Origin of the sequence: Acinetobacter terrestris (genome assembly GCF_004331155.1) — a bacterium.
GTDB lineage: Bacteria > Pseudomonadota > Gammaproteobacteria > Pseudomonadales > Moraxellaceae > Acinetobacter > Acinetobacter terrestris.
In genome coordinates, this window is the sequence record NZ_SJNZ01000002.1 from 160,642 (window position 1) to 185,493 (window position 24,852).

A 24,852-nucleotide genomic window follows, 5' to 3' on the forward strand; every position below is an offset into this window, starting at 1 on the left:
AAAACCTAGTCATTTCGGTGACTAGGTTTTTTTTGATACTTTTGTCAAATTAGGTTGATTGCACTAGGATTAAACGATTAAAAAGACACCTGTACAGATGACCGCAAACAAATAGACATATTGGATTATGAAAAAATAAATAGGATTCTTATGAACCACAACACACAGAGCGATCTTATTGGTCTTGCTGATGTCGCAGCAAAATTACCCAAATTTATGAGCAAAGTCCCTCATCTATTGAGTGGTCTGAAACAAGCCTATTTACGCACATCCAACACACCTGCGGGCTTGGGCATTGCCTTTGAAAAAGCAGTCAAACGCAATCCTCACGGTACAGCGCTATTATTCGAAGATCAGAAATTCAGTTATCAAGAGCTGAATGAATGGGCCAACCAAATCGGGCACTTTTATCTGTCGCTTGGCGCGCGTAAAGGCGATGTGATTGCGGTGATGGTAGAAAACCGCCCTGAACTGGTGGCAACAGTTGTAGCTTTAGCGAAAATTGGCGTAACTTCGGCTTTGGTCAACACATCGCAAACCGCTAAGGCACTGACGCACAGTATTAATCTGGTTAAACCGATTGCAGTCATTGTCGGTGAAGAATGCCGTCACGCGGTAGAAGAAGTCCGTCCAGACTTAACAGTTGCAGCAGACCGTTTTCACTGGTTTGCAGATCAGGCCACTCAAATTGATGCAGGTACAGCACCGAAAGACTGGGCAAATCTTGCAGATAAAATCGATCATTTTCCCAAATTCAACACACCGACCACGCATAGCATTCAGGGTAAAGACGGCTTATTTTATATCTACACCTCGGGTACCACCGGTTTACCCAAAGCGGTCATTTTCACGCATAGCCGCTGGACTTTGGCCTATGGCACCTATGGGCATGTGTTAAACCTGAATAAAGACGACGTCATGTATGTGACCTTGCCGCTCTATCATGCCACAGGGATTGTAGTCTGTTGGTGCGGTGTCATTGCCGGCGGTGCCACATTGGCATTACGACGTAAATACTCCACCTCTGCTTTCTGGAAAGATGTGCAAAAATTCGATGTCTCGGCGATTGGCTATGTCGGTGAATTATGCCGTTACCTCATGGATGCGCCTGTCTCTGAACTTGAATACGGTCATCGTGTCAAAAAGATGATCGGTAATGGCATGCGCCCAAATATCTGGGACAAATTCAAGCAGCGTTTTGGAGTCGAAGAAATTCTTGAGCTGTATGCTTCAAGCGAAGGCAATGTCGGTTTCAGTAACGTGTTCAACTTTGACAACACCGTCGGCTTTTCCCCTACTCCCTATGCCATTGTTGAGTTTGATAAAGAAAGCAATGCACCGGTGAAAGATGCCAAAGGCTGGTGCAAGAAGGTTAAAAAGGGCGAAGTCGGTTTATTGATTGGTAAAATTACCCGTCGCTCACCTTTTGATGGCTATACCGACCCGGAAAAGAATCAATCCGTGATTATGAAAGACGTGTTTAAACCGGGTGATGCCTTCTTTAACACTGGTGACCTGGTACGCGATATCGGCTTCCGTCATGCCCAATTCGTGGACCGCCTGGGTGATACATTCCGCTGGAAAGGTGAAAATGTATCCACCACTGAAGTAGAAAATGCAGTCAGTGAATATGAAAAAATTGCTGAAGCTGTAGTTTATGGCGTAGAAATCCCCAATACCAACGGTCGTGCCGGTATGGCAGCAATTACGCTGGCAGCGGGTACAGAATTAACAGCACAAGATTTAAAGCAAATGGCAACCGAGTTTAAAAAATGCTTGCCTGCTTATGCTGTTCCTGTGTTCTTGCGTGTTCAGGTACAAGTCGAAACTACCGGTACGTTTAAATACCAAAAGAACAAGTTAAAAGAACAGGCTTTTGATCCGAATAAAAATGATGAACGCTTGCTGGTTTTACTGCCGAATGCCACGGAATATTGTGATTTAACAGTCGAAATATTCAACAATATTCAAGCTTATCAGTACCGTTTCTAACTCAAAACGTATGTTTTTTGAGTAGATATAGCAAATTTGTTGCATTTATAATCAAACATCAACAAGTTTGCTATTTTTTACTTGCGCTCGTTTGATAACTTGCTACAATACGCCCATCAAAACGAAGTGGTGTTTAGAAAGTTCTTTTATTTTCTTACACTGTGCATCCAAGCAATGCTTGAATGTTGGTTAAGGGCCGTTAGCTCAGTTGGTAGAGCAGTGGACTTTTAATCCATTGGTCCCGCGTTCGAGTCGCGGACGGCCCACCACTTATTTTGATTATCTTGGGCCGTTAGCTCAGTTGGTAGAGCAGTGGACTTTTAATCCATTGGTCCCGCGTTCGAGTCGCGGACGGCCCACCAAGATTCTAAAGAGCTTCTCTACAGGGAAGCTTTTTTACTTCTCAGATATTTTCTTCTGAAAATATGGGCCGTTAGCTCAGTTGGTAGAGCAGTGGACTTTTAATCCATTGGTCCCGCGTTCGAGTCGCGGACGGCCCACCATATCTTTCTTAAGGCTTCTTTCTAGACTACAATAGAAACGAAACCTGCAAATATTCCGACCAAGACAAACCATACCCCTTTCGGTAGATTCGCCATTCTCGAAATTTTGCTTCATCTTGTAATTCATTTAAAACAGAGTTTTTAAATGCATTCTGGGTTGTTAGCTCAGTTGGTAGAGCAGTAGACTCTTAATCTATTGGTCGAGGGTTCGAGCCCCTCACAACCCACCAAATTTAATGATCATAATTGCAATAAATTTCAATTTTATTGAATAAAAAATACTCCACATTGGGAGTATTTTTTTTGCTTAAATTTTAGGATTCGCTGGATTTTACTGGAGTACTTTCTTTGACTAAGCAATAGGCCTGCTGAGGAAATGGATTACCATCAGCAAAATATTGTTCGTTTCGCTCCGATGCATGGGCAATTTTATCTAAATCCATGACCAGGTTCTGGTCTTGATCGATGTTATAAAAGAAATCGACTCCATTCGATCGATGCACAATCACTTGATGATGTGCGGAATCATAAGACCAATAATCCTGACGACGGTAAAGGTTCGAAGCAAAGGTAATTTTGCCAAAATGAATAATAGTGCGATATGCCCTGCCATCCTGCAATAAATTAATAACCAAATCGGCAGTTCCCTCTTTGCATTTCATCAAAGGATCAGTACAGCTAATCGAACTACGATAACGCCCCACATAAGGTTCATCACTTTCTGGAATTTTTTTCCGGGTATCGGTTGTTTTATCCACTGGCGGTAGTGTGGCCTGCCCGGCTACCTGGGTCAGTTTGTTGCCTTCAGTATCTGGACTGCTAGAGTTGACTGCCTGATTTTCCAATTCCATTTGTTCAGCCACAGGCTCTTCTAGCAGCTGATTACAGCCCACAAGTCCCAATAAAACAGCCACAAGCATACATTTACGATAATCTGTTTTTAGAAACACCCACTTACCCCTAAATTTTAGATTTTCTTTGTTTCGTTGTGCATTCAATTATTTATTAGATAAGTTATCTGGTTTTATTCTCATTTCCCTATAAGACAGTTCAGATATTGAGTTGATTTTCATTGATATAAATCAACATTCTTAAGATATAAGCTAAATATAGCTTATAACGCACTCTGGTAAATAAGGCATAGCCAGTTACATAACTTAACGATTTACTATTCCCCATTACTTTAAAAAGTCTTTTTCATCACCATTTTCTAATTATGGATAAGTTGTTTTAACTTCATATCTTTTCTAATTTTAAGGAGACCTAGATGGCCAATGTTGGTTTATATCGCTCTAACCGACAGAACATGATTGCAGGTGTGATGGGTGGTATTGCTGAACGATTTGGTTGGAATGCAAATTTACTCCGCATTATATTTGTCATTGTTTCTATTATGAGCGCAGCATTTCCAGGGATTTTAGTCTATCTGGTTTTATGGCTGATTATGCCGAAAAAACAGTTTCAAATAGATGCTGGCTCAGGCTATCAGAATCCGGTTCGTACGGTAAATCGGGACTCGAATCCATACCGTTAAAACTTTAACTGTGAACAGTTTAGCTTTTTATGCTACGGCTCTTACCCCAATGAGCCGTAGCTTTTTTTTGCCTGATTTTTGCCTTATGCAGCCACATTCAACTGCTGGTTCAATGCCGCAATCATATCGGCACGGCTAATAATCCCGACCATTTTCTGCTTTTCTACTACTGGAATGTAATTAAATGAACGTTCCACAAAATACGGCACCAAATCCTGAATCGGTTGCTCCGCTTTTACCGTAACCACTTGACGCACCATAATGTCCTTAACCTGACGCTGCCATGTGGTTCTTAAATCGGTCGCACGCTTAAACCATTCCACCACTTCATACAAAGCCAGTGTTCCCACCAATTGATGCTGATCATCGATCACAGGCAGGCTCATTAAATTCATGTGCTTGAATTTATCCAAAGCCGAATGGATATCATCGTTTTCATTCAGGCTAATGACATCTTTGGTCATAATGTCCTGACACTTAAACTGGCTCACTCCCCTCGCATTGGCTTTTTCCTGCGCTGCTAAAATAATTTTTTGTAAATCATATTCACTGATATCTAACAGCTCGGTTTGCTGATCCAGAGTGGCTTGAATATCTTGCGGTTGAATGGTGACTTTTTGGGTCGGCGTCGGGTCTTTAGAACGCTGATTGATTTGCGCAACTTGCGGATATTGTTTGCCCAGCATGCGATTAAACACGATCGCAATCATCAGCAATAAAAGTGAATTCAATAAAACCGGATAGAAAATAAAGTTGTATCCCAGCTGGTGTACTGCTTCCCCGCCCAAAACCGCAGTAATAGCCACTGCCCCACTGGGTGGATGCAAGGAATCTGTAGTCATCATTAAGACAATCGACAGGCCCACCGCAACACTAAAGGCTTCGGTCAAGTTAGGAATATACATTGCACAGGTCACGCCAATAATGCCTGCAATACTATTTCCGACCACCATATTCCACGGTTGAGCCAATGGACTGGCAGGTACGGCAAACAGCAACACCGATGATGCACCCATTGGCGCGATATACCAGGCATTGATATCGCCCAAGACCCACCAGCTGATCAGCGATGAAAGTGCAAGTCCCAGCAATGCGCCTATGCCACACAGCAGGCGGTCTTTGAGCGGCAGGACTTTGAAATTGGGTTTTAAGGTATTGAGCCATTCAAGTTGCGGATGAAACACAGCGCGCCTTTTTTTATTTTCGAATTGAAGCTGTGAATTATAGAATGATGCTGTGCGAAGATGTATTCATTTTATATCTTTTTATTATCAATTTTTTGATGATTCTCCAAGTAAAAATGTCCCCCCATTATTTGGAGCAGTCATGACGATTTTTCAAAATTTATCATGTATTATCCACGGCGTTTTAACCCACGGCACGATCCTCGGTTGACGCTAGACATTGCTTTAAAATCATTATGGTGAGTGACACTTTTGATCCCTTTTAAGGATGACTAGCCATCCAGCTCATCGGTAATTATCGGCTCAATTTTTATCAGCTCAATCTCGCCATAGTAGGTGGAAAATGCAACATCTCCGGCATCAATACCGGTGGCAATACGAACCATATTTTCAACAGGCGCCAGTCGCGTCGGGTCAAACAACACCCATCCACCTTCTAAATAGGCTTCAAAAATCGCGTGAAAATCGGGTAGAAATTTTTCAATTTCGACATAACCAACCACCATGCGTGCCGGAATGCCTAAAGCACGGCACAGCGCAATGCCCAAATGGGCAAAGTCACGGCACACCCCAGCCCGATGGATGAGTACATCTGTCGCTGTAGTAAACTGGTCCGAGCTGCCAGAAACATAAAAAATATTGTTATAAATCCACTGTTCAATGGCTTTAACGCGGCTATAACCCGGCTCCATCCAGGCAAATGAGCGGTTTGCCATGTCGACCAGCAGGTCTGAATTACAATAGCGACTAGCCAATAAATAAGGCAGCACTTCATCGGGTAAATCGGAAATAACCACTTCATTCAGGTTTTGCTGATGATCGAGATTGATGGCAGGATGACGTTCAACTATCGCGCTATAGTTCACTTCAAAATGATCACACGGCTCTACACTCAGGCGAATATGACGATTTTGATGGCTTGAATCTTGAAATTCGCGCCATGCGATGGGTGGATTAAATGTCAGTTGTTCTTCAATAATCGTTTGATCAGGATGATGGGCAACTTGAATCAGAAAAACAAATTCTGTGGCTTGGACAATCTTGTATTTTAAATAGCACTGAATTTTACAAGTTGTCATGATCTTCCTTATTTTTAAGCGTTATTTTACTGTATGTAGATTAAACCAGTTTCATGCAAGCAATCGTATAAGATCAGTTTATCTTTATCACAATTTCATTGATCTGCTGAAATAGAGGAATGCAATCTATCCGATTTATTGTTGGTTTTTAGCTCAGCATAAAGTACTCATAAAAGACCAAATTGCACGGCTGAAATAGAGGACTGTGATCTTTTCAGGGCATTGTGGTTTTTTTCAAAAAAGTATCGATGCATTAACCCTTTGCCACTCCTCGACAAAATCCTTATAATTGAGCACAATTTTTCTCTAATTTTAAGTGGATGACCATGAGTCGCGCCATATCGCATATTGATACCTTCCAAGGCTTAATTCTTGCCTTACAAACTTACTGGGCTGAACAAGGTTGTGTCATTTTACAACCTTACGATATGGAAATGGGCGCAGGCACATTCCACACTGCAACCTTCCTTCGAGCACTCGGGCCTGAAACATGGAATGCAGCATATGTTCAGCCGTCACGTCGTCCGAAAGACGGTCGTTATGGTGAAAATCCGAACCGTTTGCAACATTACTACCAGTTCCAGGTGGTGCTTAAACCAAACCCGGACAACATCCAGCAATTATATCTAGACTCGCTTAAAGCGATCGGTATTGACCCGCTGGTACACGACATTCGTTTCGTGGAAGACAACTGGGAATCGCCAACACTTGGTGCATGGGGCTTGGGTTGGGAAGTTTGGCTCAACGGTATGGAAGTAACTCAGTTCACTTACTTCCAGCAAGTCGGTGGTGTTGAATGCTACCCTGTGACTGGCGAAATCACTTACGGTCTTGAACGTCTTGCCATGTACCTGCAAGGTGTAGATTCGGTTTACGATCTGGTTTGGACCAAAGGCCAGTTCGGTACAGTGACTTATGGCGATGTGTTCCATCAAAACGAAGTGGAACAATCGACCTATAACTTCGAATATGCCAACGTTGAAAAAATGTTTGAGTTGTTCGATTTTTATGAAGCTGAAGCGACTCGCTTAATTGAAGCTGAACTTCCACTGCCTGCTTATGAACAAGTGATTAAAGCGTCACATAGCTTTAACTTGTTAGATGCGCGTGGCGCGATTTCGGTGACTGAACGTCAGCGTTATATCTTACGTGTACGTACTTTGGCACGTTCAATTGCACAAAGTTATGTGGCAGCACGTGCCAAGCTTGGCTTCCCGATGGCTGAACCAGCTCTACGTGATGAAGTTCTTGCTCAGTTAAAAGCACAAGTTGAAGCAGAAGCGACTCAAGCAGAAAAAGCAGCGGAGAAGAAATAATGTCTAAACATACCGTATTGTTCGAATTGGGTTGTGAAGAACTTCCGCCAAAAAGCTTAAAAAAATTACGTGACGCGCTACATGCTGAAACCATTAAAGGCTTAAAAGATGCAGGCTTGGCTTTCGATTCTATCGAAGCTTATGCAGCACCACGCCGTTTAGCATTGAAAATCGTTAATGTTGAAGGCGCACAAGCCGATACACAAAAACGTTTTGATGGCCCTGCTGTTCAAGCCGCTTATGATGCGGAAGGCAAACCAACACGCGCGCTTGAAGGTTTTATGCGTGGTCAAGGCATCACTGCAGATCAAGTATCGACTTTTAAAGCTGGCAAAGTTGAAAAAGTTTGCTATTTGAAAGATGTCAAAGGTCAAAGCCTTGACGCGCTTTTACCACAAATTTTGCAAGCAGCGTTGGACAACCTGCCAATTGCAAAACGTATGCGTTCTGCGGCAAGCCGTACTGAATTTGTACGTCCGGTAAAATGGGTTGTGTTGTTGAAAGACAATGATGTGATTGATGCAACCATTCAGGATCACAAAGCAGGTACCGTGACTTATGGTCACCGTTTCCATGCACCTGAAGCGATTACTTTGACACATGCTGACGAATACTTAGCGAAATTAAAAGCGGCTCATGTTGTGGCTTCTTTTGAAGAACGCCAAGCGATCATTGACCAGCAAGTGAAAGCCTTGGCTGATGAAGTCAATGCGATTGCGATTGTCCCTGCGGACTTACGTGACGAAGTAACTGCACTGGTTGAATGGCCTGTTGCGCTTCGTGCCAGCTTTGAAGAACGCTTCCTTGCGGTTCCTCAAGAAGCGTTGATTACCACAATGCAGGACAACCAAAAGTACTTCTGCCTAGTCAATAGCGAGAATAAACTTCAGCCTTACTTCATTACCGTTTCAAACATTGAGTCTAAAGATCCGACTCAAATTATTGAAGGTAACGAGAAAGTGGTTCGTCCACGTTTGTCTGATGCGGAATTCTTCTTCTTGCAAGACCAAAAGCAACCGCTTGCATCGCGTAAAGAGAAACTGGCAAACATGGTATTCCAGGCACAATTGGGTACTTTGTGGGACAAATCGACTCGTATTGCAAAACTCGCTGTAGCACTTGCGCCAATTACAGGTGCTGCGCCTTCTGATGCTGAAAAAGCTGCGCTTCTTGCAAAATGCGATTTAACTTCTGAATTGGTGGGTGAATTCCCTGAACTTCAAGGGATTGCGGGTACTTACTACGCACGTATTGAAGGCGAAAATGATGAAGTGGCCGAGTCTTTAGGTGAGCAGTATTTACCTAAATTCGCAGGTGACGTTTTACCGAAAACCAAAACAGGTACAACCATTGCCCTTGCAGATCGTTTAGATACTTTGACGGGTATTTTCGGGATCGGTCAAGCACCTACAGGTTCGAAAGACCCGTTTGCACTGCGTCGTTCTGCAATTGGTATTTTGCGTCTTGTGACCGAAAACGAGCTTGATGTTTCAATTGAAGATTTGATCAAGTTAGCACTTGCTGCGCATGGCGATGTATTGAAAGATCACGACAAGACTTTAAATGATGCTGTTGCATTCCTTGAAGGTCGTTACCGTGCGAAATACGAAGACCAAGGCGTTGCTGTTGATGTGATTCAAGCGGTTCAAGCATTGTCTCCAAAATCTCCACTTGATTTTGACAAGCGTGTAAATGCGGTCAATCACTTCCGTGCATTGCCTGAAGCGGCTGCACTTGCTGCTGCCAACAAGCGTGTTGCAAACATTCTTGCAAAAGAAGCGACACCTGAAGGTGCTGTGGTTGAAGCGAACCTGGTTGAAGATGCTGAAAAAGCATTATTCGCTGAACTTGCGAAAATCACACCTGTGGTTGAGCCGTTATTTGCTGCGAAAGATTACACTGCTGCGTTGTCTGCTCTTGCTGCTCTTCGTGCGCCAGTAGATGCATTCTTTGACGGTGTAATGGTGATGGCTGATGATGCTAACCTTAAAGCAAACCGTTTACGTCTGCTTGCGCAACTGCGTGACCTGTTTACGAAAGTGGCTGACATTTCAGTATTACAGCACTAAGCCTTAAACAATTGTAATTTAAGAAAAACCCCGCTATAAGTTAGTGGGGTTTTTATTTACCCCTATAAAAGATATAAAATATTGTAGGGGGATAACAATGAGTGTAATTATTAAAGAACTGAAAATAAAAAATTTTAGATCATGTATAGAGTCACATGTAATTTTAAATAATTTTACTGCTCTTATTGGTTATAACAATGCTGGAAAATCTAATCTTATTCTTGCTATTAAATTTTTACTTGAAGGCACTATAAAAACTTTTAATTATTCAACTAATGCTAATAATTTAGAAGAACCTATTGAAGTATCAGGTATATTTGAAAATGTAAAAGAAGAATTTTTGACACTATTAGATACCGATCATGCTAATAAATTGCGACCTTTCATTTTTGATGAACAATTACAATTTAAACGCACAACGTACCTCACTGATAAACAAAAAATTGAAGTAAAATTATTTAATGGTGAAGTTTGGAAACCTATTGCTTCAGGTATTGAGCAATCAATAATAAAAATATTTCCGAAATTTATTCATATTGAAGCAATGTCAGATGCACAAAAAGACTCAACTAAAAACACAAGCGGCACAGCTATATCTAAACTTTTAGATCTAATTTCTTTAGAAATTCAAGAAAACTACCAGAAACAATTTAGCAATAGTCTATCTGCTGTGTCAGATTTATTATCACATAATGGAGAACAAAGAATATCTGCATTATCTGAGGTAGATACAGGTATAAATAATATTCTTAACAACTTTTTCCCAGATATATCAGTCAAACTTCATTTTCCTACACCGACCATTGATGAGATTTTTAAAAATGGAACTATAAAGATTTTTGAAGATCAAAGTACTGAAAGGGATTTTTCTAATTTTGGACATGGAACACAGCGCTCAATTCAAATGGCGTTAATTCGCTATTTAGCAAATGTACAGCAAAATACTCCTACTTTAAAAAGATCAAATACTATTATTTGTATCGATGAACCAGAATTATATTTACATCCAACAACTATTGAATTAGTTCGTGATGCTTTGATGTTTCTAAGCAATTCAGGTTTTCAAATCGTATTTTCAACCCACTCAGCAAGTTTATTATCATCGGAGCAGGCTATTAATGCTTTGCAAATTTTCAAAACACAGCAGTCAGGCACACAAGCTAGAAAACCGATATCACAGATAATTAATGAACTGAATAATCGATATCCAAGCCAGTTCAATGAAGTATTTAAATTAAATAATGCTTCCCAAATTTTCTTTAGTGATGAAGTACTTTTAGTTGAAGGTAAAACTGAATTACGTGTCCTACCCAATATTTTTTCAAAAATTAAAAATACCCCATTTCATTTAATGAAGTTAGCATTAGTATCTGCTGATAGTAAAACTAGCCTATTCCCCATACAAAAAGTACTGAATTCACTAGGAATTCCCTCAAGAATTCTAACCGATTTAGATTTTATTGGTAATTGTAGTGATTGGGATTTAATAGACGAAAGTAATTCAATATATTTTGAAGAATTTAGAAAGCTATTAGAAGCAAATAAAGACCATCCTGAATTAAGTTTAAATACAGATCACGTAAAGGATTGTTCGTCTTTAAAACAGATAGGAGCAAAAAAATTTAGATTCATTGCATCCCTTCCTAATGCTCTTCCTATTATTCAAAATATTCACAATTCGTTGAAAGAAAAAAATATCTATATTTGGAAGAATGGTGATATCGAATCTGTATATGGATTTACTTCAAAAAAAGAAGCTGAATGGAAAAAATTCAATTCGGCATTAATAAGTAATGAAAATCCAATAGAAAATTTAGTGCATGATTTCAAACAACTTCAAGATGCTATTGAATGGATAAATTCAACCAAACAAATATAGGCATTTTACGTTCAATTTCATATACTCAAACCAACAACACTCAACAAGAAAGAATCATATGAAATTTAAAGCTCTTATTTTGACTGGTCTTGCGGGTATTGCTCTTTCAGCGTGTACATCTGCACCCACAATTCCACAGCTTGAAACGGGTGTATTACAGGAAGTTCAAAACTTGGAAGTCTATCCGGACACGACCAATAATAAAGCCAAAATCACTAAATTTCCTGGAAAATGCGTGATTGAGTTTACCGGTAATCTGGAAGCAGGGAAATCGGTAGAACAGTGGGCATTTAAAGGCTTAACCCTTATTTCAGGTGGCTCAGCAACTTTTGCCAAAGATGGTACAAGTACAGCAAATAACTTTGACCTGAATGCGCCAGAAGTGCAAAAAAACTTCCTTGCACTACGTAATCATTTTCATGAAGACGCTTTAGCTCAATGTAACTGATCCCTCGGAATCACTGACTCAACATTGATTCAGTGATTCTTCTCCCCTCTTTCATATAAAACTATCTATTCTTTGAATTTCCAGTCAAATACCGTTTATCGATATTTAATTTAAAATGTCACATATCAATACTTTGTATCCAAGCCCAATTTTGTTTTTTGAAAAATAATTAAAATTCAAAAACTAAAAAATAAAAGCTAAAAATCACGTTCACATATCGATCCAGATTGTTCATTCGATGTTATTAAAACGTTTGAATTTATGCTCAAGTTAATGATTTATCTATTAAACCGAATATGATGTTTGAGTCTGAGAACTCGACCTCCATCGGTTTTTTCATATAGGATAAATCGCGCTATGAAAAACATGAAAGTAAAATTAACCGTAGCGATCCTTTTAAGCACTTTTTTCGTTTTCGCAAATACTGCCGTGCAGGCGGCGAAGGATGAGAAAGCAGAACCAAGTACCCAAAAAGTCGATAAGGCTGGAGAAAAAGCTAGCGATAAAACTCAAGCTGGCAAAAGCACTTCAGGAAATAGTAAACACGCAGCCAGTGAAGACCTTCAAAGCAACGATGAGACCAGTTCACATCCCAGCAATATGGATATCAACGGCAAAACCCATGCTGAGTTGAATAATCTGGCTGGAAGACCGCATACACCCTCTTCCGATGAAGCCCTAGTTGCTGATGAAAACTAGAATCCTGTGTTTAAGCCCTATATTGAAGAAAGCCCATTTTTATGGGCTTTTTCTTTAGTTATGTAGCAAGAATTTATTTTTAATGTTATGAATCTGTAGCCATTTCATCAAACTTCATATTTCCAGCAAAATTAGCCTTTAGAATAAAATTAAATAGAGATGAAATGACTCGAAACGAGCTTTAAAACAGGAATAAAACCCACAATGAAAAAGATGAAAGCTGCATTAATTAACAGCACAATAATTACCAGCGCAATTTTAGCTTCGACGCCACTTTTTGCCCAAACGACGACAACCACCACAACCGAAACAGCGACTTCAACACAGCAAGCTGCACCTTATGGTGATAACCCGAATATCTTTAAAGTACTCACCCAGAAGGCTCAAACAGCGGTGCAAAACACGGCTGAAAGAGTTGACCATGCAGCGCAAAAGGGAATCACCAAAGTAAAACCTAAGGTTGAAAATGCCTGGGAAGAAACCAAAGATTTTGCCAGTGAAAAATCAGTGATTGCGATAGAAAAGACTCAAAATACGGCAGTAAAAGTGAACAAGAAACTGAATGAAACCAAAGATGGACTGATTGGCAGTCCAAAAGATCAGCCTGCACCTATTGTTTCGCATCCTTTGAGTCAGTCATCAACTGGAGTTGAGTCTGCACCTGTTCAACAAATACTGCCTAATCAAATACAGCCGGTACAAGATAATGGAAGCACAAAATTATAATTGATCTGCCTATTGGCAAAAGGCGAAAGTGACAGTCCGTTAATTCACTTGTCGAATCGGCTGTCCCGCTTTAAATGCTGCAACATTGTCTAGCATCTGCTGCACAATACGTTGCCGCGCATCAACACTGCCCCACGCACTATGTGGGCTAATAATCAGGTTTGGAATATCATCAGCCAACAACACATTACCATCCTTTGGCGGTTCAACCGTGAGTACATCGGTTGCAGCCCCGGCAATTTTGCCTTGGCGTAACGCATCGGCAAGTGCTTGTTCATTGACGATACCGCCGCGCGCACAGTTAATTAAAAATGCCGTAGGTTTCATCGCATCAAAAGCTTGGGTATCTATCAAATCACGGGTATCGTCGGTTAATGGGCAATGCAGGGTCAGGAAATCGACTTGTGGCAGTAAATCTGCAAAAGGGATACGACTGGCATCCGATGGACGATTTGGCAATGATCCAACCAATATTTTCATGCCAAATGCTTCAGCCAGTTTCGCAACCGCCCGTCCCAATTCACCATAACCAAGAATACCTAAAGTCTTGCCTTCCAGTTCAATAATAGGGAAATCCAGTAAACAAAATTGTGAAGCTTTATTCCATTCACCTTGCTTCACGGCACGGTCATATTTCAATAGTGAAGTGGCCAAAGCCAACATTAAAGCCAAGCTATGCTGTGCTACAGCAGACGTACCATAACCCTGACAATTACACACCACAACGTTTTGTTCACGCGCTTGAATCAGGTCAATATTGTTGGTACCTGTCGCAGAAATTAAAATCAGTTTTAAATTTGGGCATTGCTGGATCGTTGCTGCATCCACCAGCACTTTATTGCTGATGATGACATCGGCATGCTGCACACGCTCTAAAACCTGTGCGGGGCTCGTGCTTGGAAATAAAGTTAACTCATCAAAAGCCGCTTCGAGTGCACTAAAATCTAAATCATTTTTATCGAGCGATTCATAATCTAAAAATACGGCTTTCATCATGCATTCCTTGGCTGGTTTAAATAGGTACTGAAATTACTTCCCCAGATATTAAAATCCAAATTTGCGTGCTTTTTCAACTAAATTTCGGCATGAGATATGAAAAACCCACTATTTAGTGGGTTTATTGATATGAACTTGAATCGACTTGCGGATTTCACAAAACACATAGATTGCCAGGGCAAAAACCACCAGCAATCCCCCGCCCATAATCATATAAGTCGGATATAGACTGTGGGCAAAAGCAGAGGAAGGGATCGATATAGAAATGATGGTTAAAAGTACAGCCGGTATAAAATCACGTTTCATCCTTACGCACCCTGTAATGTTTATTTGTTTATTCTTCAATTTTTAGCAAATTTAACTTGCCTTATATTTTCTATCTTAGCCCGATTAAAATATAAAGCAAGCGTTCAAAAATCAGACCAAAGTCAAGTTTATTTTAAACAGTTACAGGCGGTTCACTCCTGCTCAAGGCAGTTCGGGCTGGGTGATAAATTGAGCAGTTTCCGATGTGTCTTCAATAAAATCTTGGCTGCCAAATTCATTGGTACTTAAGTTTAACTGCTTATAACTGAGCAAATAAAAATCGCTATATTTCTTGATCACAATGGGATGCATGCCCGCCGTTAAAGGCTCCTGTTCCTTAAACAGCTTCATGACCTGCCGATCATTCATTGCCACCACATAGCGCTCATCATTTAAATTAATCTGCACCAGACCACTGCCCTTGGCAAAAATCGGGATCAGGAATTTATGGTTTAAGGCAATTGCACCGGCTGCATAGCTTTCAATTTTTTGGCTGATGACATTGAACACCAGACCATGACCGAAACAGTCCAATAAATGACTGCGGTTTTCCTGTGGCAAATTCACCTGAATCCCGAGTTTCAGTAAATCCTGCTGACTGACCTGCTTGTTACTCAGCAATTCTCGCAGTAAATTCTGTTTCAACTTCGCATCAAAAAACTGGTTATCTAGCTGCAAGTCATTGTTGATTAAAATCGAACCCAAGGCATTGCGGTGGCGCGGCAATAAGTTTTCAATCACTTTACGATAATAAAATTTGCTGCTCTTTTTCACCTGACGAATTTTTTTATAGAAATAGCTTTCATCAAACTCATGCATTAAAAAGTCATGCAGTAATTCTGAACTGGCCAAAACCGCGATCGCATCGTGTCCGGTAAAGGGTAAATTCAAGGTCTGAATTTTCGGCACAACCTGTTCCAGTTTGAGATATTGCGCGCGGTCTTCGGTACAGTAAGGATCATAAACCACAATGTATTCACGCTCGGCTGAAACATCTTGAGGCCGCACCTGCATGTTGGCATTTAATTCCGCATGGAAAAACATGTTGTAGCGCGGGTCTTCAACATCTTCAGGATTGATTGAATACTGCGGCACCAAGGCAACCACACGTTTTAAGTCGAGCAAGTTGGAATACTTGATGGCGGCATAGCCACCCATTGAACCGCCATAGCCAATCCGGGTTTTAAACGGCGCAATCAGTTCCTGAATCTCGGCAAACATCTGCCGCATTGAGCTTTCAGGAAACCACGATTTCAGCTTCGGCATAATCCCAATGACATTAAAATCATGTTTATGCAGCGATTTTTCGGCATTAATTGACAGTCCCTTGGCGCGGGTAATTAAATCGCCAAAAGAGAAAATCAGCTCATCCGATGAGCCTTTTAAGAATATTGCACGAATTTGTTCGTCTTCAAAAATAATGTGTTTATCCATTTCCACACCGAAGCAAATCGGCCCTTGTTTTTTACAGTCAATAGAACAAATAGACACCTTGCCTATTTACGAAAAGCGACTATGGTATTTTATAGATGCCAAGAATATTAAAAAGCGCAAAATATGACACAATCACTTCATCCAGCCGCTCAAAAAGGCTTTAGTTCTGCTGCAGAACTTTATCAGCAGGTTCGTCCGGATTATCCACAAGACATCGTGAACTGGCTGCAACATCAGCTGCAACTGGGTGAAAAATCGCAGGTCATCGATCTGGGTTCCGGCACTGGCAAATTCTTACCCTACTTACAGCAAATTACTTCCCACATCACCGCGATTGAACCGATTGCGGAAATGCTTGCACAGCTGCAACATGCCTATCCTGAGATTCAGACCCTGCAAGCTACGAGTGAAGATTTGCCTGTCACTGCAAATAGCATGGATGCCGTGATCTGTGCGCAATCCTTCCACTGGTTTGCCAATCTGGAGACTTTACAGCAAATTCATCAAGTCCTGAAACCCTCAGGACATTTGGCACTGATCTGGAATCAACGCGATATAACCGTTGAATGGGTCAAAGCACTGGCAGATCTGATTGAACCTTTGGAGGGTAACACACCTCGTTATCATAGTGAAAAGTGGAAAAATGTGTTCGAGCAGCAATCATTATTTCAGTTAGAAAATGTCCAGACTTTTCAGCAGCAGCATGTGGGTACAGTAGAAAATGTGGTGTCTAAACGTCTGCTTTCTACCAGTTTTATTGCAGCCCTGCCCGAGCAGGAACAACAGCAATTAAAAAGCCTATTTGAACAGATTGTCTTCAGCTACACTGGTCATTATCCGCAAGATGAAATCGCTTTCCCTTATCTCACCCATGCTTATGATTTTAAAAAAATTGATCAAAAATAAGGAATGATCATGAAAAAACCTCAACTGAAACAACTTGGTCTGTCTGTTTTATTGTGTTCGGCTGTATTCCTGAGTGCCTGTGATAATAGCAAAAATAGCGCCACTCAAAACGATAAAATTCAGCCTGAAGATAAAGTCATGCAGGAGTTAATTACCGAACCGGTCAAATCTTTTGAAAAAACCCCAGATGATCAGCATGACATTGCCTTACTCACCGACTTCGATAAGCGCTTCAGCCAAATGAGTGACGAGATGGAAGATGAACTGATCAAAATGGAAGATGAAGGCTCGCTGACCGATGAATTTGCGCAGAACCGTAAACGTGACAATATTCGCTCGGCTTTAAACATGCTTAAAGAACTGGATTTAAAAACCGAACAAGGCCGCTATATTCAGGGCCTGATTGCAGAATATTGGCAAAATCAAGCCAGACTGTATGATGGGCGCAAAGATAACAAAGCAGAACCCGTGAAGAACTCGGCAGACAAGGTCAAAGGCCTAGGCGAGTTTTTGCATGCCCAAGAACAACTGGAACATTGGCAGTCACAATATCCTGAAACGAGCCAAGCTGCGACCACAAAAACGGCCTCATAAAGAAGGATGACTTGATCCCTTCATCTTTGTTGGAGTGACTTAGGCTCGCTCGTCATATTGTGGCAGGCCATCGCAAATGCTATCCCACTCTGCCTTTGAGGCAGCAAAGATATGCTGGGTCGGCTTTTGCTGAAGTGGTGTATCCAGGCTGCCAATTCTCAAACGATACAGATCCGGTGTTTCAGCTTTAATACTGATAATCGGTGAGCCACAATCGGCACAAAAACAGCGCTGAGTCGTTTCACTCGATTGAAACTTTTTCAGTAAATGCTCACCTTGCACAATTTTAAAATCTGCTTTTTGAATGGGAGCATTGCTGGCAAAAGCTGTGCCATTGGCTTTACGGCATTTTTGGCAATGACACTGCACGATGTCACCAATTTCGCCATGAATTTCATAGCGTAAACCGCCACATAAACAGCTTCCGCTATACAGGTTTTGTTTAGACATAACAGCCGCATTTTTTATAATGATTGAACTTTTAGCCTAGCATGCTTCAAATCACAGTTCAAAATTTTCCCTGCTCTATTTTTGCAGCCAGATAATCATGCACCCCTTCACCTGCGGCACGGCCTGTGGCAAAACATGCTGTCAATAAATAACCGCCAGTTGGCGCATCCCAATCCAGCATCTCGCCACAACAAAACACATACGGATTTGACTTCAACTGGAGCTGTTCAGACAGGACGTCTCGCTTGATGCCACCAGCACAGCTAATCGCTTCTTCGATCGGACGGAAGCCCGTTAAAGCAATAGCCAAATGCTTAACCTGCTGGGCTAAAGCCAGTGGATCATTCCATAGATCTTTAGCCACCAATTCACGCACTAAACTGGCTTTGGCATGGTCTAGACCTGCTTTACGCCAGACATTACTTAAAGACTGCTTTTTACTCGGTTTTAATTTTTGCGCGAGCTGCTCAACCGTCTGATCTGGAATTAAATCCAGATAGAGTTGCATGGTTTGACCATTTTTAACCTGCTGACGTAGCGCGCGACCCTGTTTATAAATCAGGCCGCTTTCCAAGCCATAATGGCTAATTACAATATCACCCATGGTTTTGGCTTGACCTTCTACCCATGCTTCAACGCGCTTTAAAGGCTGGCCAAATACCGGTTGCATAAACTTGGACCAAGTTCGTTCTACGCCGGCATTACTGGCTTGAAAGGCTTCAATTTCATCCTGAGATAACCATTGTTGCCATGCCCCGTCACTGCCGAGTTGTGACCAAGATACCGCACCACAGGCCATCACAATGGCATCAAACTGCTGGGTTTCAACCTGTTCCTTGATCAGGTTTTTAAACTGTAATTCGGAACTGCTCAGCTTCAGACATTGATGACGATAATGAAAAATTACTCCATGCTCGACCAATCGTTTTAACCAAGCGCGCAGTAATGGCGCAGCTTTCATCTCAACAGGAAATACCCGACAAGATGAACCGATATAAGATTCAATCCCTAAGTCCTTCATCCATTGTTGAATCCAGTTTGCATCCCACTGTTTTATCCAAGCTGCCAGCCAGTCTGCTTGATCATAACGCTGTATAAACTGTGCTACAGGCTCGGCATGGGAAATATTTAATCCAGTTTTTCCAGCCATTAAAAATTTGCGTGCGGCCGAGGGCTTCTGTTCATAAACATGCACGTCATAATCGTACCGGGTTAAAACTTCTGCCGCCATCAGCCCCGCAGGACCTGCCCCAATAATTGCAACACGTTTTTTCATAGCAAACTTATTCAGCATCTTTGGGATTGGTTTCTGATGCAGTTTCGATCACCGCATTTTGACCTTGCAGCGGCATAAAATCATCAAAACGGGTGCTGTAGCCTTCTGGCTTGGTGATGATCAATTGCTGACAGAGTTCACCGCGTTGCAAATATTTAATTTCAAAATGGGTACGTGCCGAAGTAACTGGAATCACTTCTTTAACAAAGGGTAATTTCCAAGTTTCAATCAGCTGCTGTTGCGCTTCTGCTATATATTCAGGAATATTGCTGGCTAAAGTCAGCGTTCCAGCAACTTTTAAGCGTGACAGTAAAAATTCAAAAAACGGCATATTCAACCAGCGCTGGGCCGGATTATGCGGTTCAGGATTGGGATACAAAATAAAAAATTGCTGCACTTGCGCGGGCAATAAAGCATGCACAATCCATGGCATGGCATCGGCATGAACCGCCTGTAAATTACCTTGTCCTTCTAAGGCATGCTGTTTTTGCATCGCCAAATATTTTTCACGGGTGCGTTCAATGGCAATCAATTTATGTTCAGGATGCTGACTCGAAAAAAGCAAGGCATGTTTACCTTTACCTGCACCAATTTCCACACAAATTGGCTCTGGGCGAATCATTTGAAAATCACGAGGCGCATGCATACGCTGTGCTTGAAATTGACGAATTGGCATAATCAGATCAAACTAACAAAAATCAGCTCAAGTCTAGCAAGAGCGCTTGAGTTTGACTAATCGAATCATCATTTTTATCCGGAGAATAAGATGCCTCGCACTTTTCCTTGCCCGCGTTGTGGCAAACCTTCGACTTGGGAAGGCAACGAGTTCCGTCCTTTTTGTTCAGAACGCTGCAAGATGATTGATCTGGGCGCTTGGGCAAATGATGAATATAAACTGCCTACTCAGGATGCACCGCAAGCGGATGGTGGTCGTGAAGAAGATGAGTTTTAATTATTTCAAAAAATTGCATATATAAAAAAGTCTGCATCTGCAGACTTTTTTTACAACAAAATTTCAAACATTAACCCGCTTTACCCGCAACAAAGGGATTATGCTGTTTTTCAAAACCAATGCTACTGATTGGACCATGACCTGAAATAAATTGAGTTTCATCTGGCAGGCTAAAACATTCACGCTGAATTGAATCTAACAGTTGTTGATGATTGCCGCGTGGAAAGTCGGTACGCCCGATAGAGCCTTTAAACAGTACGTCACCCGTCCACAACAGACCATAATTTTTGTTATAGAACATCACGTGACCCGGAGTATGACCGGGCGCGAAACGTACTTCAAATTCCTCATCGCCCAGCTTTAACACTTCTCTACCTTCAAGCCATTGGGTAACGTCCACTTTTTCTGGAATAGGAAAGCCATAACGTTGCGATACTTCCTGAATCATGTCCAGCCAGAAAGCATCTTCTTTATGCGGACCAATCACCGGAACATTCCACACTTGGGTTAATGCGCCCACTGCACCGGCATGATCCAGATGACCATGGGTCAACCATAAAGCTTTCACGGTCAAACCAAGTGCTTCAACTTCAGCTGCCAATTTTTCAGGCTCACCACCCGCATCAATCAAAACTGCTTCTTTAGTTTCTGAATCCCAAACAATTGAACAGTTTTGCTGAAATGCCGTGACAGGAACAATTTTGACTTGCAACATAATGGTGAAACCTCGGTGAAATTAGCGGGCGAATGTCTGCGTTAATGCATCAAGATTAGCTTGAAGCAAGGTGATGAGCAATGCGATATGATCTGTACGGGCATTTAATGCAGGAATATAGGCATAGTGTTCACCCCCTGCTGACTTAAAGGTTTCAGCATTTTGCAAAGCCAGTTCCTCTAAAGTCTCAAGACAATCTGCGGAAAATGCCGGGCTCATAATCTGCACCGATTTTACTCCTTGCTCTGCCCAGTCTTTTAACAGCTGATCGGTATAAGGTTTAATCCATTCCTGTTTTCCAAAACGCGACTGGAAACTCATTCCCCATTGATCATCCTGCAAACCCAAAGCCTTTGCCACAAGTTGCCCGGTCATACGGCAACGGTCTGCATAGGGATCACCCTTATCTGCATAAGGCTGTGGAATGCCATGGAATGACATCAACAGTTTTTCAGCAACGCCGTGTTCAGCTTGATAGTCGCGCACACTTTGCGCCAAAGCCTGAATATATAAAGGATGCTGATAATAATCACGAACAATCGACAAGCCCGGTAAATTGCGCTGGGTCAGGATCCACTTTGCGATTGCATCATACAGTGGAGCGGTCGAGGTTGCCGAATATTGAGGAAACAGCGGAAGTAAAATAATGTGATCTTGCGGATTTAGACTTAATTTTTGCAGCAATTCCTGAATGCCCGGATTACCATAGCTCATGGCCGGGACAATATTTAATTCAAACTGTGGATAATGCTCAATTAACTGCTGTTGAACCGCTTGAACCTGTTCCAAGACAATTTCACGCATCGGTGAATCTTGCCCCCAGACCATTGCATAAGCATGGGTCACCCGTTTAGGACGAAACGGCAAAATAAACAGTCTTAAAATGATTTGCCAAATGGGTTTTGGAATTTCAATGACCCGCTGATCAGATAAAAACTGTTTCAGAAAACGGCGCACTGCAGGAACAGTGGGTTCGTCCGGCGTACCCAAATTGGCTAAAATAATCGTGACTTTCGCTTTAGGTGCAGAAAACATCAAACCCTTTTCCAACATATATAAACTGCTTTACTTTAACAGTTTTCTGCACTTTCTCTATATAGATTAATATTGTGATTTAAATTGAAAAACACGATTATTATCCAGCAAATTACTTTCCAAAAGCTTTTGTCCTTTGGAGGTGATTTGCCACAACATACGCTGACGGTCGTCACGTCCAGATTGCACAATCCAGTCATTTTGACGCATTTGCATTTTAATACTGTGCAAAGCACGAATATTGATTTGTGCACGTGCCACTGCATGTGCACGCGGCATTTCTACACGCGCATCTTCTAGGCCGGTATCATTTAAATAATCATTCATATATTTAGAAAAATATTCTTCTGGTGTCGGATTGACAAACATGCTGCCTAAAATATTCAGTAATTGCGCCCAGGTCAGTTTCTTTTGAATTTTCAGCTCTTTGAAATTACCGTCCTGATAAGCATGCATCCGGTATTCAAAAGAAAATAATTCATGCATGGAAACTTTGGGTAAAGATAAGAATGGATCGACTTCTCGCTTGCCCACTTCAGTTTCAAGCTGCTCAATTTTAGCTTTGAGCTGATCAATTTCATCATGCAAGGATTGCGTGTTCTGCGGTCGAACCCAACCTGAAACAGGATAGCGTTCCAGCATTTGTGGCATGTTAAAGCGCACTGCCATTTCCAGATCACGAATGCTACGGTAAGTAAAAATCTGATCTGCTTCTTGTTGTAATAATTTACGGAATTCCAAGAATTTTTCGCGAAGCTCCGGTTTTTGATCCTGCAAAGTCGAGTCCCGGGACGCCGGATCTTCATGCATAAAGACAATAATCGGTTTCTGTTTGGTGACTGCATAAATGTATTCGAGATGCATATACCCGACACCTGACACCGATTGCTCACCGTATTGGCTGCCCAAAAGAATCACCACATAGTCGCAGTCATCAATTTGACGACGTGCAAATGCCGTACTCAAGGGGGTGCGTTGCTCTAATCCCCAAGAAAAGAACCCCATTCCCACCAGAGTCTGAGCTAAAACGATACGTTCGGGCTGCATCTCACTGCCAGACGTAGAAATAAAAACCTGATAACGCTTATCGAGCATTGGTTATCCTCTTCCAATTGCACATTACATCCCTAACTGTAGCCATGCTGATCAGTTCGGCTGTAATCGACCACCCCAATTTAAATTTAATTTTTCTACTATATTTCAAAAGACTAGCTACGTTTCTTTGCTTATTCAACACTAATGTTGCGAATATCCCAAGTTAAATTCTCTTGAATCAGGCACTGCAACACAGTTTTTAAATTTTCTGCATTATTGCCACTGACATGACATTCAATTCTTAAGCTGTCTTTTTGATCTTGTTCAAATAATAACTCATTTTTAATCAAAATTCGGGCTGTTTGTCGCGCAACTGGTACACCAGAGTCAATTAATGTCAGTTTCTGACCAAAAATCGATTCAATTGCAGGTTTGAGGAAGGGATAGTGGGTACATCCCAAGACTAAATAATCTGCGCCTTGGTCGACTACGGGTTGTAATATCTCTTTTAAGGTCGCTAAGCATTCCGTGCTCATCTGCGCACCACTTTCTACAAAGGGCACCAAATCCAGACAGGTCACGGGGATGACATTTACATGGGCAGGCAGGGCAAAACGCTGCATTACATCTTGAATCAGTTTGCCCCGAAAAGTCGCTGGCGTTGCCAGAACAGCCACCGTTTTGGATTTGGTTTGTAATACAGCAGGTTTTAATGCAGGCACTAAACCGATAATCGGAAAGTTTTCACCATAATGATCACGCAAATAATCCAGGCTAAAAGCAGAAGCGGTATTGCAGGCCACCACTGCCACTTTACAGCCTTGACGATACAACCATTCAATTGCATAAGCGGTGAGCTCACGAATATTTTGGTCTTCACGCGGTCCATAAGGCACATTTGCAGTGTCTGCATAATAAAGGATGCGTTCTTTGGGCAAGTAATTCGCAATGTCCTGAGCGATAGACAATCCACCTATTCCAGAGTCAAAAATCCCAATCGGTGCATCAGGTTGCGCCTTGGGCATTTGATTTGTTAAAGGATAAATAGGGTGAATGGCTGTCATAGTTTCACTTTCAGCAGTTCAGGAAATCGGAAGCACAAAGCTTAAACCTCAGGTGCCTAATTGCAAGTGAAAATCACCACTTTGTAAGCTTAAAATGGTTTCATTTTTGTCATTTTCAAGTAGCTCTCCCATTTCAATTAAATGAAAAAAAGCAGAACGTTGAATTAAGGCATTGATGCCAAAACGGACATATACATAAGGACGTAATTCACCTGAATATTCACGCATAAAAACTGGATGTTCCTGATCCACAATCACCACATCCTGGGTTGTAGTGGTAAGTTGAATATAGCGTTTACCCTCAACTTCGACCTGATCCACCTGATTGACGAATAAAGGTTCATCTTCAACTTCTATTTCAATTTTCTCAACCGGCGTCTTTAAATAGAACTTGCCATCTTCTTTCCAGAGTACCGTAGAGAACAAGTCAATCAAGGCTTGTCGTTTGATCAATTGACCTTCGTGCCACCATTCTCCATTGGCTTTTACCTTTAAATCCATTGCACCGCAATGCTTTGGGTTAAATTGGTCCAAGGGAGGGATTGACCTTTTGTGACCGGTCTGTGCATCTTTTAAGTATTGTGTAATACCCATTAAATTTTTATCATCAGGAATAGTGACATTTTTCGTCTGATTTGGTGCATTATTTTGATTAGCCAT

General features: G+C 41.6%; 25 protein-coding genes and 4 tRNA genes. 15 read left to right on the forward strand and 14 right to left on the reverse strand.

Going from position 1 to position 24,852, the window contains the following annotated elements; all coding sequences use genetic code 11:
* The first annotated feature begins 150 nt into the window (after positions 1–150).
* From E0H81_RS02020 to E0H81_RS02040, 5 genes are all read left to right on the forward strand, one after another.
* On the forward strand, positions 151–1,992 hold the full coding sequence (locus E0H81_RS02020) for a long-chain-acyl-CoA synthetase (RefSeq protein ID WP_131316107.1): 1,842 nt from the start codon (positions 151–153) through the stop codon (positions 1,990–1,992).
* Between the two features lie 193 nt (positions 1,993–2,185).
* A tRNA-Lys gene (locus E0H81_RS02025) sits at positions 2,186–2,261 on the forward strand.
* A gap of 17 nt (positions 2,262–2,278) precedes the next feature.
* Positions 2,279–2,354: transfer RNA gene (locus E0H81_RS02030), tRNA-Lys, on the forward strand.
* Positions 2,355–2,419: 65 nt separating this feature from the next.
* Positions 2,420–2,495, forward strand: a tRNA-Lys gene (locus tag E0H81_RS02035).
* Positions 2,496–2,649: 154 nt separating this feature from the next.
* Positions 2,650–2,725 (forward strand) — tRNA-Lys (locus E0H81_RS02040).
* Between the two features lie 84 nt (positions 2,726–2,809).
* On the opposite strand, the gene E0H81_RS02045 is transcribed toward E0H81_RS02040, so the two are convergent.
* Positions 2,810–3,445 carry a hypothetical protein gene (locus E0H81_RS02045; RefSeq protein ID WP_131316109.1) on the reverse strand — a complete coding sequence of 212 codons (636 nt, stop codon included), beginning with the start codon at positions 3,443–3,445 and terminating at the stop codon, positions 2,810–2,812.
* 317 nt (positions 3,446–3,762) lie between these two features.
* Between E0H81_RS02045 and E0H81_RS02050 the strand changes: the two genes are divergently transcribed.
* On the forward strand, positions 3,763–4,029 hold the full coding sequence (locus E0H81_RS02050) for a PspC domain-containing protein (RefSeq protein ID WP_131316111.1): 267 nt from the start codon (positions 3,763–3,765) through the stop codon (positions 4,027–4,029).
* Between the two features lie 83 nt (positions 4,030–4,112).
* On the opposite strand, the gene E0H81_RS02055 is transcribed toward E0H81_RS02050, so the two are convergent.
* On the reverse strand, positions 4,113–5,213 hold the full coding sequence (locus E0H81_RS02055) for an HPP family protein (protein ID WP_131316113.1): 1,101 nt from the start codon (positions 5,211–5,213) through the stop codon (positions 4,113–4,115).
* 272 nt (positions 5,214–5,485) lie between these two features.
* Positions 5,486–6,292, reverse strand: coding sequence for a transglutaminase-like domain-containing protein (locus tag E0H81_RS02060; protein ID WP_131316115.1), 807 nt, complete (start codon positions 6,290–6,292; stop codon positions 5,486–5,488).
* A gap of 326 nt (positions 6,293–6,618) precedes the next feature.
* Here E0H81_RS02060 and glyQ point away from each other — a divergent pair, with 326 nt between their 5' ends.
* The 6 genes from glyQ to E0H81_RS02090 all read left to right on the forward strand — a co-directional run bounded on the left by glyQ (position 6,619) and on the right by E0H81_RS02090 (position 13,429).
* On the forward strand, positions 6,619–7,608 hold the full coding sequence (glyQ, locus tag E0H81_RS02065; RefSeq protein ID WP_131316117.1) for a glycine--tRNA ligase subunit alpha: 990 nt from the start codon (positions 6,619–6,621) through the stop codon (positions 7,606–7,608).
* On the forward strand, positions 7,608–9,677 hold the full coding sequence (glyS, locus tag E0H81_RS02070) for a glycine--tRNA ligase subunit beta (protein WP_131316119.1): 2,070 nt from the start codon (positions 7,608–7,610) through the stop codon (positions 9,675–9,677). The genes glyQ and glyS overlap by 1 nt, the downstream gene beginning before the upstream one ends.
* A 97-nt stretch (positions 9,678–9,774) precedes the next feature.
* On the forward strand, positions 9,775–11,556 hold the full coding sequence (locus tag E0H81_RS02075; RefSeq protein ID WP_131316121.1) for an AAA family ATPase: 1,782 nt from the start codon (positions 9,775–9,777) through the stop codon (positions 11,554–11,556).
* 58 nt (positions 11,557–11,614) lie between these two features.
* Complete coding sequence (locus tag E0H81_RS02080; RefSeq protein ID WP_131316123.1) at positions 11,615–12,004, forward strand: hypothetical protein; 390 nt, start codon at positions 11,615–11,617, stop codon at positions 12,002–12,004.
* Between the two features lie 357 nt (positions 12,005–12,361).
* The gene (locus E0H81_RS02085) at positions 12,362–12,703 is read left to right on the forward strand and encodes a hypothetical protein (RefSeq protein WP_131316125.1); all 342 of its coding nucleotides are present in this window, start codon (positions 12,362–12,364) and stop codon (positions 12,701–12,703) included.
* A gap of 204 nt (positions 12,704–12,907) precedes the next feature.
* Complete coding sequence (locus E0H81_RS02090) at positions 12,908–13,429, forward strand: hypothetical protein (protein WP_131316127.1); 522 nt, start codon at positions 12,908–12,910, stop codon at positions 13,427–13,429.
* A gap of 39 nt (positions 13,430–13,468) precedes the next feature.
* Here the strand turns inward: E0H81_RS02090 and E0H81_RS02095 are convergent, their stop codons facing one another.
* From E0H81_RS02095 to E0H81_RS02105, 3 genes are all read right to left on the reverse strand, one after another.
* Positions 13,469–14,422 (reverse strand): 2-hydroxyacid dehydrogenase, encoded by a 954-nt coding sequence (locus E0H81_RS02095; protein WP_131316129.1) that lies wholly within the window; start codon positions 14,420–14,422, stop codon positions 13,469–13,471.
* Positions 14,423–14,533: 111 nt separating this feature from the next.
* Positions 14,534–14,731, reverse strand: coding sequence for a hypothetical protein (locus E0H81_RS02100; RefSeq protein ID WP_131316131.1), 198 nt, complete (start codon positions 14,729–14,731; stop codon positions 14,534–14,536).
* Between the two features lie 162 nt (positions 14,732–14,893).
* Entirely contained in the window at positions 14,894–16,165 is a 1,272-nt protein-coding gene (locus tag E0H81_RS02105) for a hypothetical protein (RefSeq protein WP_131316133.1), read from the reverse strand.
* A gap of 123 nt (positions 16,166–16,288) precedes the next feature.
* Here E0H81_RS02105 and E0H81_RS02110 point away from each other — a divergent pair, with 123 nt between their 5' ends.
* The gene (locus tag E0H81_RS02110; RefSeq protein WP_131316135.1) at positions 16,289–17,071 is read left to right on the forward strand and encodes a class I SAM-dependent methyltransferase; all 783 of its coding nucleotides are present in this window, start codon (positions 16,289–16,291) and stop codon (positions 17,069–17,071) included.
* A gap of 9 nt (positions 17,072–17,080) precedes the next feature.
* Positions 17,081–17,665, forward strand: a complete 585-nt coding sequence (locus E0H81_RS02115) for a hypothetical protein (RefSeq protein WP_131316137.1) — start codon at positions 17,081–17,083, stop codon at positions 17,663–17,665.
* A 39-nt stretch (positions 17,666–17,704) separates the two neighbouring features.
* On the opposite strand, the gene E0H81_RS02120 is transcribed toward E0H81_RS02115, so the two are convergent.
* The 3 genes from E0H81_RS02120 to E0H81_RS02130 are packed head-to-tail and all read right to left on the reverse strand — an operon-like array spanning position 17,705 to position 20,073.
* Positions 17,705–18,115, reverse strand: coding sequence for a GFA family protein (locus E0H81_RS02120; protein ID WP_131316139.1), 411 nt, complete (start codon positions 18,113–18,115; stop codon positions 17,705–17,707).
* 58 nt (positions 18,116–18,173) lie between these two features.
* Positions 18,174–19,391, reverse strand: a complete 1,218-nt coding sequence (locus E0H81_RS02125) for a TIGR03862 family flavoprotein (protein WP_131316141.1) — start codon at positions 19,389–19,391, stop codon at positions 18,174–18,176.
* A 7-nt stretch (positions 19,392–19,398) separates the two neighbouring features.
* Entirely contained in the window at positions 19,399–20,073 is a 675-nt protein-coding gene (locus E0H81_RS02130) for a class I SAM-dependent methyltransferase (RefSeq protein ID WP_171458414.1), read from the reverse strand.
* 84 nt (positions 20,074–20,157) lie between these two features.
* Here E0H81_RS02130 and E0H81_RS02135 point away from each other — a divergent pair, with 84 nt between their 5' ends.
* Positions 20,158–20,343: a DNA gyrase inhibitor YacG gene (locus E0H81_RS02135; RefSeq protein ID WP_067722232.1), complete on the forward strand. Its 186-nt coding sequence runs from the start codon at positions 20,158–20,160 to the stop codon at positions 20,341–20,343.
* A gap of 70 nt (positions 20,344–20,413) precedes the next feature.
* On the opposite strand, the gene E0H81_RS02140 is transcribed toward E0H81_RS02135, so the two are convergent.
* From E0H81_RS02140 to E0H81_RS02160, 5 genes are all read right to left on the reverse strand, one after another.
* Positions 20,414–21,058, reverse strand: coding sequence for an MBL fold metallo-hydrolase (locus tag E0H81_RS02140; RefSeq protein WP_131316143.1), 645 nt, complete (start codon positions 21,056–21,058; stop codon positions 20,414–20,416).
* Between the two features lie 21 nt (positions 21,059–21,079).
* A complete protein-coding gene (hemH, locus tag E0H81_RS02145) occupies positions 21,080–22,093 on the reverse strand; it encodes a ferrochelatase (RefSeq protein ID WP_131316207.1) in 1,014 nt (337 codons plus the stop codon).
* Positions 22,094–22,159: 66 nt separating this feature from the next.
* A complete protein-coding gene (locus E0H81_RS02150) occupies positions 22,160–23,188 on the reverse strand; it encodes a DUF4062 domain-containing protein (protein WP_131316145.1) in 1,029 nt (342 codons plus the stop codon).
* A gap of 131 nt (positions 23,189–23,319) precedes the next feature.
* Complete coding sequence (gene murI / locus E0H81_RS02155; RefSeq protein ID WP_131316147.1) at positions 23,320–24,192, reverse strand: glutamate racemase; 873 nt, start codon at positions 24,190–24,192, stop codon at positions 23,320–23,322.
* 48 nt (positions 24,193–24,240) lie between these two features.
* Positions 24,241–24,852, reverse strand: a complete 612-nt coding sequence (locus tag E0H81_RS02160; RefSeq protein WP_131316153.1) for a DUF1285 domain-containing protein — start codon at positions 24,850–24,852, stop codon at positions 24,241–24,243.